Annotated in this window: 17 protein-coding genes; 12 read left to right on the top strand and 5 right to left on the bottom strand. The window is 34.5% G+C overall.

Features of this window, described 5'->3' with window-relative positions; all coding sequences use genetic code 11:
* Nucleotides 1-12: 12 nt before the first annotated feature.
* Nucleotides 13-408, bottom strand: coding sequence for a bacillithiol system redox-active protein YtxJ (gene ytxJ / locus QSV08_RS04280; RefSeq protein WP_324026884.1), 396 nt, complete (start codon nt 406-408; stop codon nt 13-15).
* A 158-nt stretch (nt 409-566) separates the two neighbouring features.
* Here ytxJ and clpB point away from each other — a divergent pair, with 158 nt between their 5' ends.
* Both clpB and QSV08_RS04270 read left to right on the top strand, forming a co-directional pair.
* On the top strand, nt 567-3167 hold the full coding sequence (gene clpB / locus QSV08_RS04275) for an ATP-dependent chaperone ClpB (RefSeq protein WP_324026883.1): 2601 nt from the start codon (nt 567-569) through the stop codon (nt 3165-3167).
* Between the two features lie 113 nt (nt 3168-3280).
* Nucleotides 3281-3874, top strand: a complete 594-nt coding sequence (locus QSV08_RS04270) for a TetR/AcrR family transcriptional regulator (RefSeq protein WP_324026881.1) — start codon at nt 3281-3283, stop codon at nt 3872-3874.
* A gap of 65 nt (nt 3875-3939) precedes the next feature.
* Here QSV08_RS04270 and QSV08_RS04265 read toward each other — a convergent pair whose 3' ends face one another.
* Complete coding sequence (locus tag QSV08_RS04265) at nt 3940-5577, bottom strand: PorP/SprF family type IX secretion system membrane protein (RefSeq protein ID WP_324026880.1); 1638 nt, start codon at nt 5575-5577, stop codon at nt 3940-3942.
* An 84-nt stretch (nt 5578-5661) separates the two neighbouring features.
* On the opposite strand from QSV08_RS04265, the gene QSV08_RS04260 reads away from it, so the two are divergent.
* Together QSV08_RS04260 and smpB are read left to right on the top strand one after the other, a co-directional pair.
* On the top strand, nt 5662-6204 hold the full coding sequence (locus QSV08_RS04260) for a SixA phosphatase family protein (RefSeq protein ID WP_324026878.1): 543 nt from the start codon (nt 5662-5664) through the stop codon (nt 6202-6204).
* A gap of 80 nt (nt 6205-6284) precedes the next feature.
* The gene (smpB, locus tag QSV08_RS04255; protein WP_324026876.1) at nt 6285-6746 is read left to right on the top strand and encodes an SsrA-binding protein SmpB; all 462 of its coding nucleotides are present in this window, start codon (nt 6285-6287) and stop codon (nt 6744-6746) included.
* On the opposite strand, the gene QSV08_RS04250 is transcribed toward smpB, so the two are convergent.
* A complete protein-coding gene (locus QSV08_RS04250; RefSeq protein ID WP_324026874.1) occupies nt 6743-7384 on the bottom strand; it encodes a protein-L-isoaspartate(D-aspartate) O-methyltransferase in 642 nt (213 codons plus the stop codon). The two genes, smpB and QSV08_RS04250, sit on opposite strands and share 4 nt — an antisense overlap.
* A 146-nt stretch (nt 7385-7530) precedes the next feature.
* On the opposite strand from QSV08_RS04250, the gene QSV08_RS04245 reads away from it, so the two are divergent.
* Genes QSV08_RS04245 through QSV08_RS04210 form a run of 8 tightly spaced genes read left to right on the top strand, consistent with a single transcriptional unit; the run spans nt 7531 to nt 14215 of the window.
* Complete coding sequence (locus tag QSV08_RS04245; protein WP_324028349.1) at nt 7531-8505, top strand: Gfo/Idh/MocA family protein; 975 nt, start codon at nt 7531-7533, stop codon at nt 8503-8505.
* Nucleotides 8502-9392, top strand: a complete 891-nt coding sequence (locus QSV08_RS04240; RefSeq protein WP_324026873.1) for a 3-hydroxybutyryl-CoA dehydrogenase — start codon at nt 8502-8504, stop codon at nt 9390-9392. Before QSV08_RS04245 ends, QSV08_RS04240 begins: the two co-directional genes overlap by 4 nt.
* A gap of 24 nt (nt 9393-9416) precedes the next feature.
* Complete coding sequence (locus tag QSV08_RS04235) at nt 9417-10070, top strand: YggS family pyridoxal phosphate-dependent enzyme (protein WP_324026871.1); 654 nt, start codon at nt 9417-9419, stop codon at nt 10068-10070.
* 39 nt (nt 10071-10109) lie between these two features.
* Nucleotides 10110-11477 (top strand): exonuclease domain-containing protein, encoded by a 1368-nt coding sequence (locus QSV08_RS04230; protein ID WP_324026869.1) that lies wholly within the window; start codon nt 10110-10112, stop codon nt 11475-11477.
* 1 nt (nt 11478) lies between these two features.
* Nucleotides 11479-12339, top strand: a complete 861-nt coding sequence (locus QSV08_RS04225) for an ion transporter (RefSeq protein WP_324026867.1) — start codon at nt 11479-11481, stop codon at nt 12337-12339.
* Nucleotides 12332-13252 carry a tRNA (adenosine(37)-N6)-dimethylallyltransferase MiaA gene (gene miaA, locus QSV08_RS04220; RefSeq protein ID WP_324026865.1) on the top strand — a complete coding sequence of 307 codons (921 nt, stop codon included), beginning with the start codon at nt 12332-12334 and terminating at the stop codon, nt 13250-13252. The genes QSV08_RS04225 and miaA overlap by 8 nt, the downstream gene beginning before the upstream one ends.
* Nucleotides 13245-13733, top strand: a complete 489-nt coding sequence (locus QSV08_RS04215) for a gluconokinase (RefSeq protein ID WP_324026863.1) — start codon at nt 13245-13247, stop codon at nt 13731-13733. The genes miaA and QSV08_RS04215 overlap by 8 nt, the downstream gene beginning before the upstream one ends.
* Nucleotides 13734-13744: 11 nt before the next feature.
* Nucleotides 13745-14215, top strand: a complete 471-nt coding sequence (locus QSV08_RS04210) for a hypothetical protein (RefSeq protein WP_324026862.1) — start codon at nt 13745-13747, stop codon at nt 14213-14215.
* A 117-nt stretch (nt 14216-14332) separates the two neighbouring features.
* Here the strand turns inward: QSV08_RS04210 and QSV08_RS04205 are convergent, their stop codons facing one another.
* Together QSV08_RS04205 and QSV08_RS04200 are read right to left on the bottom strand one after the other, a co-directional pair.
* Nucleotides 14333-15046 carry a response regulator transcription factor gene (locus tag QSV08_RS04205; RefSeq protein WP_073244746.1) on the bottom strand — a complete coding sequence of 238 codons (714 nt, stop codon included), beginning with the start codon at nt 15044-15046 and terminating at the stop codon, nt 14333-14335.
* A 6-nt stretch (nt 15047-15052) separates the two neighbouring features.
* Nucleotides 15053-16636 (bottom strand): sensor histidine kinase, encoded by a 1584-nt coding sequence (locus tag QSV08_RS04200; RefSeq protein ID WP_324026860.1) that lies wholly within the window; start codon nt 16634-16636, stop codon nt 15053-15055.
* Nucleotides 16637-16714 lie beyond the last annotated feature (78 nt).

The following is a 16714-nucleotide window of genomic DNA, read 5'->3' as shown; positions in this document are numbered from 1 at the left end:
ACGGGGCTTTTTTTATATGTATTGTTCTAACTTAATGTCAGATATGGCATTGTGTGAATCATGCACTACCACTGCCCCATTCTTTACTATTAATAATTGAGGAGATTGATGCATAACACCAAACTCAGCAGCAACGGCATTAGAAACATCTCTATTGGCCAACAAATCTAAAAAGTAAAGATCCATTTGCCCTTCTTCTAGCCCATAACTACTTTTAAACATATTCAGCACCATTCTACTGATTCCGCAAGATGTGGAGTGTTTGAATATTACTTGTGGTCTACTACTAGACACTTCTTTAATATCATTTAATTGTGCTACGGAGTTTAGAGGTATCCACGGTATGCCTGATGATTTTTTTTCATCACCACTGTTAGAACCTCCAAATAAACCACCAAATATTCCCATAAAATTCTTAATTTAATGTTGTCAATTCAATACAACCTAACTGACTAAATGTCAGTCTATATTTTAAATTTTCAGCCATTTTGTCCTGAAAATCTAATTGGTAAGATTGTTGAATACTAACTATCAAAAGTATTACAATTAACTAAAACCTAAAGAATATGAATATAAATAATTTCACTATAAAATCACAGGAGGCTATTCAACAAGCCCAGCTGATTGCCCAAAATAACGGACATCAGCAAATTGAAAATGAGCACATATTTAAAGCGCTTACCGAAGTTGAAGAAAATGTAATGCCCTTTTTAATTAAAAAGCTTGGGATTAATTTTTCTCTAGTTCAACAAATTATAGAAAAAGAACTTTTAAGCTTTCCAAAAGTAGAAGGTGGTGAATTACAATTTTCTAGAGAAGCTAGTAAGACTTTAAACGAAGCCAGTATCATCGCCAAAAAAATGGAAGATGAATATGTTTCTATAGAGCATCTATTTTTAGCGATCTTAAAATCTAAAAGTAAGATAGCACAGATTTTAAAGGATCAAGGTGCAACCGAGAAAGACTTAATGGCAGCGATAGACGAATTGCGTAATGGCGACAAGGTTACCTCTCAAAGTGCCGAAGACAATTATAACTCGCTTAACAAATACGCTAAAAACCTAAATGAATTAGCAGATAGCGGTAAATTAGATCCAGTAATTGGGCGTGATGAAGAAATACGTAGAATTCTACAAATTTTATCAAGACGTACTAAAAACAATCCTATTCTAGTAGGTGAACCTGGCGTGGGTAAAACTGCTATAGTTGAGGGTTTAGCACATAGAATTATACAGGGCGATATTCCTGAAAACCTAAAGGATAAAGTAATTTACTCTTTAGATATGGGCGCTTTAATTGCCGGTGCCAAATACAAAGGTGAATTTGAAGAGCGACTAAAAGCCGTTATCAAAGAAGTTGTAAGTGCCGATGGTAACATCATCTTATTCATTGATGAGATACATACGCTTGTTGGCGCAGGTGGTGGACAAGGCGCAATGGATGCCGCTAATATTTTAAAACCAGCTCTTGCAAGAGGCGAATTAAGATCTATTGGAGCAACCACATTAGATGAGTATCAAAAGTATTTTGAAAAAGATAAAGCTCTTGAAAGAAGGTTTCAAAAGGTGGTTGTAGATCAGCCAGATACTGAAAGTGCTATTTCTATACTTAGAGGTATTAAAGAAAAGTATGAAGCGCACCATAAAGTACGTATTAAAGATGAAGCGGTCATCTCTGCTGTAGAGTTATCGCAACGGTACATAACCAATAGATTCTTACCAGATAAAGCTATTGACCTTATGGATGAGGCCGCATCTAAACTTAGAATGGAAATTAATTCTAAGCCTGAAGAGCTTGATGTGCTTGATCGTAAAATTATGCAGATTGAAATTGAAATCGAAGCGATCAAACGTGAAGATGACAAGCAAAAGCTTAAGGTATTAAATTTAGATTTAGCAAACATAAAAGAAGAGCGAAACGAAATTTTTGCGCAATGGGAAAGTGAAAAATCTGTAGTTGATAACATTCAACAGACAAAACTTGACATTGAAAATTTTAAAGCTGAAGCTGAACGCGCCGAACGAAATGGCGACTACGGTAAAGTAGCAGAAATTAGATACGGAAAAATTAAAGAAGCGCAAGAAAGCTTAACGAAGCTACAAGATGATTTAGCAGAGCAACAACATGCGGGTACTTTGATTAAAGAGGAAGTTACCAGTGATGATATTGCAGAAGTAGTTGCTAAATGGACAGGCATACCTGTTACTAAAATGTTGCAAAGTGAACGCGAAAAGCTATTGAAACTTGAAGAAGTACTGCACAAACGCGTGGTAGGTCAAGAAGAAGCTATTGAAGCAGTTTCTGATGCTATACGCAGAAGTAGAGCCGGACTCCAAGATTCTAAAAAGCCTATTGGTTCGTTTCTTTTCTTAGGAACTACAGGTGTTGGTAAAACGGAGCTTGCAAAAACACTGGCATCGTATTTATTCGATGATGAGAACGCAATGACTAGAATAGACATGAGCGAATATCAAGAAAGACATTCGGTTAGTAGACTTGTAGGTGCACCTCCAGGATATGTAGGTTATGATGAAGGCGGACAATTGACTGAAGCGGTTCGTAGAAGACCATATTCTGTTGTGCTTTTAGATGAGATTGAAAAAGCTCATCCAGACACGTTCAATATCTTATTACAAGTATTGGACGAAGGTAGATTGACCGATAACAAAGGTCGTGTTGCAGATTTCAAGAATACAATTATTATCATGACCAGTAATATGGGTAGCGATATTATTCAAGAAACATTTGAAAACGCAGTAGATGTTAATAGTGCTGCAGAGACCGCCAGAGTTGAAGTTCTTGGTCTTTTAAAGAAAACTGTTCGACCTGAGTTTATAAATAGAATCGATGACATTGTAATGTTTACACCTTTGACCAAAGATAACATCAAAGAAATTGTAGGACTACAACTGGAAAGTTTAAAGAAAATGCTAGACAAGCAACAAATTACTTTAGACGCTACAGAAGAGGCTATCGATTATTTGGCTGAGAAAGGTTACGACCCTCAATTTGGTGCAAGACCAGTTAAAAGAACTATTCAAAAAGAAGTTCTAAACAACATGTCTAAAGCATTACTTAGTGGTGAGATTAAAGCTGACAGCGTTGTTTTACTTGATGCCTTTGACAATAGTTTAGTTTTCAGAAATCAAGAGGAAATTACAGTCTAAAATTTAAAATTTTGATAAAAAAGCGTTCATATTAAATATATGGACGCTTTTTTTTATCAACAGTATATACCATACAGTATAGATTATTTATATTCGCATTAAAACAGTCTATTATGTCGACCAAAGCCGAAAGAACTACTGCATTTATTATTGAGACTGTCGCACCTGTATTTAATAAACACGGGTATGTAGGCACAAGTATGAGCGATTTAACCGATGCCACTAATTTAACTAAAGGTGCATTATACGGTAATTTCGAAAATAAAGAGGCATTAGCATTAGCTGCCTTCCAATACAACAGAAGCTTACTACTTACCGCCATTGATGAGCATTTATCAATTGAGGGTAAGGCTATGGCTAAAATTGAGAATCTTATTGAGTTCTATAAAAAGTACGACATATTCACTATGCATATGGGTGGCTGCCCCATATTAAACGTTGGTATAGATGCGCAACACAACAATAAACTACTCGCTGCCGCAGCAAAAGAAACAATAAAGGATATTGAAGGAAAAATAGCCTTGGTCTTTGAAAACGGAATCAATAAAGGAGAGCTTAAACTACCGGTTTCTCCACTACAATTCTCAAAACAATTATTTACGATTATTCAAGGTGCCATTGCAATGGCTACGATCACAAAAGACCGTAAATACCTACTGAATACGGTAACGTATTTAGATGTATTAATTAAAAGAGAATTGAAGTAAACCTTTCTATTACGCTTTAGCATGTTCTAAGCGAATGCACACTAACTAGCTAATAGTTAGTTTTACTACTCCCCCGTCACTCTAAATATCCAGATTTTATCGGTGTACTTCCCGCCTAACTTGGAGTCTCTAGCTTCTCTAGCATCTTTAATGAAGTTGTATTTAGCTAGATAAACATAATTATATTTATTCTTTTGTCTAAAGAACGATTTAGCATTGATTCCCTTTTTCTGCATATCTGCTAAGAAAGCGTCTAAATACTTCTTAGTTCCGAATACATTGGCAATTAAGTAATAACCAGGCTCTAGAGAACCTTCTTTGGTTACTTCTTCATATTTCTCGCCAGCTTTAACTTTTACTACTTCATTTTTCATTGCCAAGGCTTCACTTTGTGCAATTGAATCCTGTCTTTGTTGTTGCGCTAGCGCTACAGCAGCTGCTTCTTTTTTCATAACCGCTGCTATAGAATCTTGTTGCCTTTGTTGTTTTAAGGCATTTGCAGAAGCTAATGCTTGTGATGCCCTTGCATTTTCTACAGAATCTCTTTTTCTTCTGATATCTCTTTTTGATTCTTTTACTACCAAATCAGATTTTCTTGAAGCAAGCTGAATTGAATCTTTTAATCTATTACTTTCAATAAGTGCTAAACGCTCTTGCTTTTTAGATTCACGCTTTAAAGCCAACTTTTCAGCCTTTGTTAACTCATTAGAAAGTACTTCTTTCTCTTCTTGCTTAACAAGTGCATTTTCTTTTTGCTTTTCCTCTCCAGCAATTAATTGTTCTTCGAGTTTTTCTTCAGGTGTTTGAAGTGTACCTAACTTATATGATGTTACCAATTCGAAAGAAGGATCTTGACCTTTTAAATCTGAGCTAGTACCCACTTCAATTAGCGCACCAAAAGAGAACCGCTTAAAGAATCGACCTCCAACACCTCCTGAGAATCCGTAAAAACTATTGTAACCTGCCTGTGCCCAATATTTATTAGTTGTTAATAAACCTGTTAAACCTACTTGGTTATCTAAACCCGGTATTGTCTTGTAATATATCATAGGTTTTAAAACCGAACTGTCATCTGTACTTAAAACACTAACCGGAATATCATAACTTACCAAAGCCTGAAACATTCTATCATCAGGACTAGAGTTACGTTCATTTGAAGTGAAATTATAATCGAATAAGTTTTCTGAGACTAGACCAATATTAAATTTATCAATGCTCAAATTAACACCTGGTGCCATTTGTAGAATAAAATCATTCTCTGCAGTAGTCTGTAATGGGTTAGGTATAAAAAAGCGATCGTCTGCCAACTTCTGTTGAAAAGCAAATACGTTTAAACCAACACCTAAAATAACACCTTCACTCAATTCTATGGTATGAGCATAGTTAAGAGCTGCACCGGTATTCAAGAAAATTCCTGTATTGTGTTGAAAAAAACCAACACCGGCAGCAGAAACATCATTAAGTCTTGTTGTGTAATTTAAAAATAACGAAGTTGGATCACCGTCATAAGATTGCCATTGCCATCTAGCCCACAAAGCTACTGAAGAAGGGTTATTGCGATCTAAACTATAAGCAGGGTTTATCAAGCTCCCGTTATACTCCGTGAGGTTTTGTTGCCTAAAATCAGTAGGTAAAACGACCTCTTGAGCCTTAAGACCTAGAACTACAAATCCGATAAGAAGCGCCCCACAAAAATTTTTCATATGCAAAAAAACAAAAAATAGACTATTTATAGTACTATTTTGAAGTAATTTTAGTTATTAATTTAATACACCAAACATAATTTCATGAAAGCATTCAAATTTGTTCTTTTTATTTTGCTAGCAATCAATCTTTCTTGCAAAGATGAACCAGTAATTGATAGATCCCAAGAACAAACTTCAATTTCTACATTTTACCTTATTAGACATGCAGAAAAGGACAGAAGTAATCCTGATGATTCTGACCCTGAGTTAAACCAAAAAGGATTAGGTAGAGCTATGCATTGGGCAGAAATTCTTGCCGATACAGAATTAAACGCTATTTATTCTACTGACTACAATAGAACAGCAATGACTGCTGCACCGACTTCTGTAAAGCAAAATATCGATGTTCAATATTACGACCCTAGTATGATCGATATTGCACAATTTAAAACAGACAATTTAAATAACAACGTTTTAGTTGTTGGTCACAGCAACACTACACCTGAGTTTGTTAATAAATTAATTGATGAGCAAAAGTATTTTGATATTGATGATAGTGAGAACGGAACACTATTTATTGTCAAAATCATCAATGGTACATCTTCGGTAGAAAAACTTATTTTCAATTGTAACTGTCCCGATTAATAGTTCCATCTTTTAATAACACCAGCAATTAGCTTTAAAAGGCTAAGACATTCTTTTAATTGTTCTTACTTTTGCCTAAGATGCAGAATACAATAAACATTAAGAATAAAAGAGCTCGTTTTGAATATGAGCTTTTAGATAAATTTACCGCAGGTATCGTTCTTGCAGGTACTGAGATTAAGGCTATACGAGAAGGTAGAGCTTCTATCTCAGAGAGTTTTTGTGAGTTCAACGATAGAGATGAGCTATTTGTAATTAATATGCAAATAGATGAGTATTCTCATGCATCTCATTTTAACCATAAACCTAAGGCAGAGCGTAAATTACTTCTACAAAAAAGAGAGCTTAAAAAACTCAGCAAAGAAGTAAACACATCTGGTTTAACCATTGTTCCACTTCGTGTATTTGTTAATGAAAGAGGTTTTGCAAAAATGCAGATTGCATTGGCAAAAGGTAAAAAGCTTTACGATAAAAGAGAGTCTATCAAGGACCGAGACAACAAGAGAGACCTTGATCGTATTAAAAAAGATTTTAATAATTAATTTTTATTTTCTAGTAAAGGCACAAATCTAAAAGACCCGTATTCAGTTTTCGTGAATTCTTTTTCTGTGGTTCTCACAAATAAGGTCATTATTTGTTCTTCAAAACCAATAGGTATTACTAACCTACCTCCTACTTTTAATTGAGCTAATAATGCTTTTGGTACTGCTGGTGCACCGGCAGTTACTATTATACGATCAAAAGGTGCTTCTTTTGGTAAGCCTTTATAACCATCGCCAAAAATTACTTGTTTAGGTCTATAACCCATCTTCTTAAAAAAGAGATTCGTTTTCTTGAATAGCTCTAACTGTCTTTCAACAGTATACACTTTAACCTTTAGTTTTAAAAGAACAGCTGTTTGATACCCACTACCCGTACCAATTTCCAAAACTTTTTGTCCGGGTTCGATTTCTAGCAATTCCGTTTGAAAAGCAACGGTGTATGGATGTGAAATTGTTTGGTTTGCAGCAATAGGAAACGCTTTGTTTTGATAGGCATGCCCCTCAAAACTACTGTCAATAAATAAATGTCTAGGTATCTCTCTAACGGCATCTAGCACTTTTTTATCAGCTATTCCTTTGTCTATCAATACTTGCGCTAAATGGTTGCGCATTCCCCTGTGTTTTAAGGTATCTTTCAATGGTAGTCGGTTTGTCCTTCAAAGTTAACAAAGTTCTTCTAACGACGGAAGAAGCAACGAAAACTAATCTTTATTTTTTATAAAATTGAAATACAGCATAGGATAAAAGTACCTAACTATGCGTATTTTTGGGGAAAACGAAACAAATGCTAAAAGTTGGTGTTTTAGGAGCTGGGCATCTAGGTAAAATCCACCTTAGACTTCTAAACGAATCTAAAAAATATGAACTGATAGGGTTTCACGATGCCGATAGTTCAAACGGAGAAAAAGTAAGTTCAGAATTCGGGTATACTTATTTCAAAAACCTCGATGATTTAATTGATGCCGTTGATGTTGTTGATATCGTAACTCCTACTCTTTCACATTACGATTGTGCTAAAAAGGCTATTGAAAAAAGTAAGCATATTTTCATCGAAAAACCTATCACTCATACTATAGAAGAAGCTAATTCACTTCTTGCCTTAGAAAAAGAATACGGAGTGAAAGGACAAGTGGGACATGTAGAACGTTTTAACCCTGCTTTTACTTCTGTAAAAAACGCTATCAAAGAACCGATGTTCATTGAAGCACATAGACTGGCTGAATTTAACCCTAGAGGTACTGATGTGCCTGTAGTTTTAGATTTAATGATTCATGATATCGACGCTATTTTAAGTGTTGTAAATTCTGAAGTTATACAGGTTAATGCTAGCGGAGTTTCAGTTATTAGTCAATCGCCAGATATTGCAAATGCCAGATTAGAGTTTGCAAATGGTTGTGTTGCTAATTTAACAGCTAGTAGAATTTCTTTGAAAAACATGAGAAAATCGCGCTTCTTTCAAAAGGACGCCTATATCTCAGTAGATTTTCTAGAAAAGAAGGTTGAAGTTGTAAAAATGAAAGATGCCCCAGAAGCACCGGGAGATTTCGACATGATTTTACAGAATGCTGAAGGCATTAAAAAGCAGATTTATTTTGAGAATCCGTCTATAGAAACCAACAATGCCATTTTAGATGAACTCGAATCTTTTGCCGACGCAATCAACAACGATACAACCCCAGTAGTAAGTTTAAAACAAGGTACACAAGCACTAAAAGTTGCTTTACAAATTATCGCAGCATTTAATCCAAAGAAAATATGAATACAATAGCAGTTATAGGCGCAGGTACAATGGGTAACGGTATAGCCCACGTATTTGCTCAAAACGGATTTCAGGTTCACTTAATTGATGTTTCTAAAGAAGCCTTAGATAGAGGTCTTGCTACCATAGCCAAGAATTTGGACAGAATGGTAGCTAAAGAAAAAATAACTACATCTGATAAAGAGAATACACTATCGAATATCAAATCTTTTACAGAATTGAAAGCGGGTGTATCAAAGGCTGATCTTGCCATTGAAGCTGCCACAGAAAATGTGACCATCAAGTTAAAAATTTTCAAAGAGCTTGATGATGTTTGTGATGCAAATACCATTTTAGCCTCCAACACTTCTTCTATTTCCATAACTCAAATAGCTGCTGCAACTAGTAGACCTGAAAAGGTTATTGGAATGCATTTTATGAATCCTGTTCCGATTATGAAATTGGTAGAGATTATTAGAGGTTACAGCACTTCTAACGAAACAACTACTGCTATTATGGAGCTTTCTAAGAAATTAGGAAAAACTCCGACCGAGGTTAACGACTATCCCGGTTTCGTTGCAAACAGAATTTTAATGCCTATGATTAATGAGGCTATTGAAACCTTACATCATGGCGTTGCAGGTGTTGAAGAAATAGACACAGTAATGAAATTAGGTATGGCACACCCTATGGGACCGCTACAGTTAGCAGATTTTATAGGATTAGATGTTTGTCTATCTATATTGAATGTGATGCATGATGGATTCAAAAACCCAAAATACGCTCCATCTCCCTTACTAGTAAATATGGTAATGGCAGGAAAAAAAGGAGTAAAATCTGGAGAAGGTTTTTATGACTACGCTGAAAGCAGAAAAGCTGAAGTAGTATCAAGCCAATTTACAAACTAGAAGCATTTAAGAATTCATAGTTATATGTCTATAAAAGAAAATCTATTAACCATTAAAAAGAACATTCCCGATACAGTAACTTTGGTTGCCGTATCGAAAACGAAACCCATGTCATACATTCAAGAAGCGTATGATGAGGGACAACGTGTTTTTGGAGAAAACAGAGTTCAAGAAATGACTGAAAAGTGGGAGAATATGCCAAAAGATATTGAATGGCATATGATCGGACATTTACAACGTAACAAAGTCAAATATATGGCTGAATACGTTTCTTTGGTACACGGTGTTGATAGCCCTAGATTATTGGCAGAAATAAACAAACAAGCAGAAAAACACAACAGAGTTATTTCATGTTTATTACAAGTACACATTGCAGAAGAGGACACGAAATTCGGGTTTAACGAAGAAGAACTACTTGATTTAGTAGCTAACGAAGAATTCAAAGCTTTCAAAAATGTGAAAATCGTAGGGTTAATGGGTATGGCAACCTTTACCGATAACATGGATCAAGTGCGTAGAGAATTTGCTAGCCTTAAATCACTCTTCACAAAACTTAAAAGTAATTATGCTGATTTTACTACCCTTTCTATGGGTATGAGCGGGGATTATAACATCGCAATTGAAGAAGGCAGCACCATGGTACGTATAGGAAGTAGTATCTTTGGGTCAAGAAATTAATATCTAAAACATTACCACCCATAAATTATATTATAATACATGTACGCAATTTTAGATATTGAAACTACTGGAGGAAAATTTAATGAAGAGGGAATCACTGAAATTGCTATTCACAAATTCGACGGTCAAAAAGTAGTTGACAAATTTATAAGCTTAGTAAATCCTGAGAGGGACATACAACCATTTGTTGTTAAACTTACTGGCATCAACAGTAAAATGCTTAGAACAGCGCCTAAATTTTATGAGGTAGCAAAGCGTATTATCGAAATTACAGAAGATACAGTTATCGTAGCGCACAATGCCCAGTTCGATTACCGAATTTTGAGAACAGAATTTAGACGTTTAGGTTATAATTTTGAACGTAAAACCCTTTGTACTGTTGACCTTTCTAAATTATTATTACCCGATGCAGAATCTTATAGTTTAGGAAAGCTAGTTAGATCATTAGGTATACCCGTAAGTGATCGCCACAGAGCTAATGGTGATGCCCTGGCAACCATCAAATTGTTTAAATTATTACTTGCCAAAGACTCTGAAAAAATTATCATAAAAGATACTATTAGAAAAGAAACCCAAGGTGAGCTCTCTGAAAAACAATTAGATATTGTAAGAGATTTGCCGAATAAAACGGGCGTCTTTTATATGCATAATAAAGATGGAGATATTATTCACCTCAGTAAATCGAGTGATATAAAAAAGAGGGTCAATCAAATCTTCACCAAAACAAATGATAAATCAAGAAAGCTAACTAAAGACACTAAAAAAGTTACTTTTGAACTTACAGGTAATGAACTAGTTGCCATTTTAAAGGAACACGAAGAGCTATTAAAGCTTAGACCTAAGTATAGTACCATTCCTAAAAAAAGAATGTACAGTCATGCCATTTGTAAAAGCGTAAATGAAAACGGTTATTTCTCGTTAGAAATTAAACCTTACAGAGAATGCAAAGAGCCACTAGGGCTTTTTAACGGAGTATTCAGTGCCAAGAATTATTTATATAAAATTACGAAAGAGTTTGACTTATGCGAGAAAGTAAACGGTATTAGCGAAGCTCGAAATAATTGCTCTGGGTATGACGAAGGCAACTGCAAAGGTGCATGTATAAATAAAGAAGATGTAGAAGAATACAATAAACGTGTTATAGCTGCAACTGCCAAAAACAATATTAATGGTAAGAATATTGTGGTAGTAGATAAGGGGCGAGAAATTGGAGAACAAAGTGCTATTTTAATCAAAAATGGCTCTTTGGTCGGATTCGGATTCTATGATCTTAACTATCAAATAAATAATATTCATATCTTAGAAAGCATAATCACCCCTATGAACGGTACTCGCGATGCTAATTATCTTATTGAATCTTATTTAAGAAAAAAAAGAGTACTTAAAATAATAGAAATAAACGATTAGTTTGAAGGAAGACGAAAAACTATCACCCTGGAAACGTAAAATTCATGAAATAATTTATGAAGCAGATACCCCTATGGGTAAATTCTTCGATATTGTTCTTTTCGTTATTATCATTTTCAGTGTTATTCTAATCATGCTCGAAAGTGTCAAAGCTATCGATGCCGAATATCATGAAATTCTTTTTGTATTAGAATGGATAGTCACCATCTTCTTTACCATTGAATATATCGCTCGTATTATTTCTATTAAAAAACCAAGCCATTATATTTTTAGTTTTTACGGAATCATAGATTTCCTATCTACCATTCCGTTATACATATCTTATATTTTTGCAGGATCACAAGTTCTTTTGGCCGTTCGTGCATTTAGATTACTACGTGTATTTCGTATCTTAAAACTTGCTCGTTTTCTTGGGGAAGCCTCGCAATTAAAAAGAGCCTTAAAAGCCAGTAGAGCAAAAATTACCGTTTTTCTATTTGCCGTACTTATTGCTTCGGTGATGATGGGTACGCTCATGTACCTAATAGAAGGTGATGAAGCTGGATTTACTAGCATACCCACAAGTATCTATTGGACCATCGTTACACTTACCACAGTAGGTTATGGCGATATTGCACCAATTACCCCACAGGGGCAAGCAATTGCTACTATTATTATGCTCTTAGGTTATGGCATCATTGCCGTACCGACAGGGATGGTTACAGCTGAATTTTCAAAACAAAACCAAGAAGACACATCTAATTTAAGGGATTCTGGTAAATACGTACACATAAACACTCAATCCTGCCCAACATGTAGCAAAGAAGGTCATAGAGACGACGCTACTCATTGTTATAATTGCGGATCCATATTAAATGAATAAAATACTTATATCGGTAGTAGGCCCTACAGCCATTGGTAAGACCAAATTGGCAATACTTTTAGCCCAGCATTATAAAACAGAAATCATATCAGCTGATTCTAGACAGTTTTTCAAAGAAATGAATATTGGTACTGCTGTACCTAGTTCAGAAGAGCTAGCGCAAGCTGATCATCATTTTATACAGCACAAAAGCATTACAGAAGAATACACCGTCGGTGATTTTGAACGGGAAACTATTCAAAAACTATCCGACCTTTTTAAAGTACATGATGTAGTAATTATGGTTGGTGGTAGCGGACTTTATGTAAATGCAGTTACTGATGGCTTAAACACCTTTCCTGCAATAGACCCATCTATTCGTGAAAAGTTAAATTTAGAACTAGCTGAAAATGGTATAAGACCACTACAAAAGAAACTAAAGCAACTAGATCCTATATATTTTGAAAAGGTAGACATCTATAATCCTCAAAGAGTTATTAGAGCATTAGAAGTTGCTATTGGTAGTGGCAGCCCCTATTCTTCGTTTTTAAACAAACCAAAAGCAGATAGAGAATTTAAAGTCTTATCTGTCGGACTGAAAGCTGAACGCCCCTTAATATATGAACGTATTAATGAACGTGTAGACTTAATGTTCGAAGCCGGACTCTTAGAAGAGGCAAAAGGATTGTTATCGCACAAAGATTATAACGCCTTGCAAACGGTTGGTTACAAAGAGCTTTTTAAGTATTTTGACGGTGAATGGACTTTAGATTTTGCTATATCTGAGATTAAGAAAAACACCCGAAGATTTGCTAAAAGACAATTGACGTGGTTTTTAAGAAACAAAAATACTCAGTGGGTTGAATATGATTACGACCCTAAAACACTATTACCTGAAATTGATACTGATATTGAAAATTTAAAAAATGGTTAAAAAACAGATCTTATTTTTAATGGGAGTTTCAGGTAGCGGAAAATCTACTATTGGTAAGCTACTGGCTGATAAATTACAATTCCCATTTTTTGATGGCGATAGTTTTCACCCAGAAGCGAACGTTAAAAAAATGAAAGAAGGTCACCCATTAAACGATAATGATCGCCAGGGCTGGTTAGAAAAACTCAACGAAGTTGGTATTGAAAACTTATCTACTGGTGCGGTGATTGTATGCTCTTCCCTGAAACAAAAGTATAGAACCATACTAGGCAAAAACCTAGAGAATAATCATCAATTTGTTTATTTAGAAGGTAGTTTTGAGCTTATCAACGCTAGATTGAGCGAACGAAAGAACCATTACATGCCTGCGGGATTATTACAGTCTCAATTCGATGACCTTGAAACTCCCTTAGATGCCCTTACAGTTTCTATCGATCAAACTCCCGATGAGATTGTGAGCGATATTATAGAAAAGCTATAGCTAATTGAACAATGAGCAAACAAAGATCATATGAAGATGAATCTAAAAAACTTGTAATTGCAATTGATTTAGCTATTGAAGCATATATCAATGTGACTCCAAAAGAATGGAAAAAAAATAATATGGATCATGTAGTTTCTCTGCACAAAGAATGGAAAAATGATGTTATCAATCCAAAGCCCCAATTTAAGAATTTAGCTTCTTTGAAATATCATACTCAAGACGTTTTTACTTATTTTCAAGATGGTAGCGGAGAGACTGTTGAATACTTTTGGAGAAAACTTGAAGAATCAGAATTAGATTATAAAAGAGAAAATAAACTAAAAAAAATAATTGAAAGTGGCAAAATTAAAGGTCGAATCGAATACGATTATGTAACTGATATTATTGCGGTCGCAGAACAAGTTGGATTAACATCAAACAAGGAAACCATAGAACTAAGCAAAATGCTTGAAGAATATCAATCTAAAAAGAAAAAATAAGTAACAAGTGTAAGCGCAAAGTTCATATCTCTTGAAAAACGAAACATATACAAAAAATTATAAAAACAAAAAAGCATCCGAATAGGATGCTTTTTTTATACTTATTCTTGTTGAAAATTACTCTCCTTCAGTCTTTACAACCAAACGGAAACCTTCACCGTGAATATTCAATATTTCTACCGTATCATCAACTTTCAGATATTTACGCAACTTAGCGATGTAAACATCCATACTACGAGATGTGAAGTAGTTATCGTCTCTCCATATTTTAGTTAAAGCTAATTCTCTTGGCATTAAATCATTTTCATGTAAAGCCAATAGACGTAACAATTCATTCTCTTTAGGAGAAAGCTTAATTGCCTCGGTATCTTTATATTTCAAGAATCTCAATTTAGAATTTAAGTGGAAACCACCTATTGTAAATTCAAATTTCTTGCTATCCGCTAATCCGTTAGAAGCTTTTCTTTGAAGAATTGCTTTTAATTTCATTAGTAATACTTCAGAATCAAAAGGCTTGTTCAAATAATCATCTGCACCAGCTTTATATCCTTTAAGAACATCTTCCTTCATTGTTTTTGCCGTCAAAAAAACAATTGGAACATTCTCATTCTTCTCACGAATTTCTTTCGCTAATGTGAAACCGTCCTTGTATGGCATCATAACATCTAAAATACAGATATCATAATTATCTTTTTTGAACTTCTCAAAACCTTCCATTCCATTCTTCGCCAAAGTGACATCGAAGTCATTCATTGACAAATAATCCTTCAATACAATCCCAAAATTCGGGTCATCCTCTACTAAAAGTATTTTCTTGTTTATTGTTTCCATATATTTTTATATTAACGGCAGTTTTATGTAAAATGTACTTCCTTTTCCTTTTTCACTTTCGGCATAAACTTCGCCTTGGTGGTCTTCAACTATTTTTTTAACGTAAGACAATCCTAATCCATGTCCTTTTACGTTATGTATGTCTCCTGTGTGCTCTCGATAGAATTTTTCAAATACTTTCTTAACCACACCTTTACTCATACCAGCACCTTGATCTTGTACTTTAATAATAATATAATTTTTAGCTCTTTCTGTAAACACATCTATTTTAGGTGCCTCTTCAGAATACTTAATCGCATTATCCAACATATTGACGATTACATTGGTAAAATGCATTTCATTTGCTAAAACTTCACAACGCTCGGCATCTAAATGTGTATGAATATATCCGCCTCTATCATCAACTATTAATTGTACATGAGTGATAGCATCTTCTATTATGTCGTGAACATTAACCCTATCCTTACTAATATCAAGTTGATTTTTTTCCAACTTAGATATTCGCAATACATTTTCTACTTGAGCATGCATTCTTTTATTCTCATCGCGAATCATCTGTAGATATCTTAATACCTTTTCTTGGTCGTTAATTATCTTCGGATTTCTAATTGCCTCAACAGCAAGATTAATAGTCGCAATCGGAGTTTTAAACTCATGCGTCATATTATTTATGAAATCTGTTTTTATTTCAGATATCTGTTTTTGACGTATTAACTGATAAATAGCTCCAGCATAAGCTACCACAATTATTATAGTAAACAATAACGAAAGCATTGCTAGACCCAATATAGATTGTACCAAGAATCGCTTTTTCTTAGGAAAGGAAATTAACAAATCGAAATTTGAAACTCCCTCATAATCTACGAACATTGGTGATCTATAGATATTCGCTTCTGCATATTTAAATTTAGAGGATTTTACTTTGGTCGGCAAACCATTGCTATACACTCCATATTCAAATGCTATATCAACTCCTCTATTTTCCAACTCTCGTTGTAAAAGCAACTCAATTTCTTGTTTAGAGACGCGCTTATGAATTGGAACACGCTTGGCATAAACCATAAAAACATCTTCCATGGCAGCTTTCTCCATTTTATTAAGTCCTCCGATTTTTTCAAATCTTTGAATTGGATTTAAACGTGGTGTGTCGTCCTCTAAGTCAATATCTGCTCTAAAAATTGAAGTCGTACGCTTACTGGTATAACTTTTAATGATGGTAGTATCTGCACCATCACTACTATCAAAGAACGTAGACGAAATACCATAATCCTCTTCTAAAATACCGTGTTCATACAGTAAAATTTCATTAGAATTGACATCTCTATCAATAAAGAAAAAATTAGTAAGCTGAGTACCTTTTAGCTCTCCTCCTGCACTATCCTTCGCGTGTAAATACCTGTCAAAATAATTTTTAGATTCTCTTTCGGTAATCTTATTGGTGACGCTGTTCAATGCTTCAGAAACACTGCTAGAGAATTGTTCTTCCCCGCTATCTATGGATTTACTAATCCAGAAACTTTGAACGAAAATCAGACCAATAAGTGAAAGGCTCATTAAAATCACTAAGAGCACAAATAACTTTTTGTTCATTGGGTGTTAAAATTAAAGATTTAACAGTTAGAGGTCAGTACGTTTAACCTAACCTTAACAAAAATGTTAAAATTGCTA

Source organism: Maribacter sp. BPC-D8 (genome assembly GCF_035207705.1).
Classification (GTDB): Bacteria; Bacteroidota; Bacteroidia; order Flavobacteriales; family Flavobacteriaceae; genus Maribacter.
Note: the sequence above shows the minus strand (reverse complement) of the source record. Positions and strands in the feature narration are given on the sequence as shown.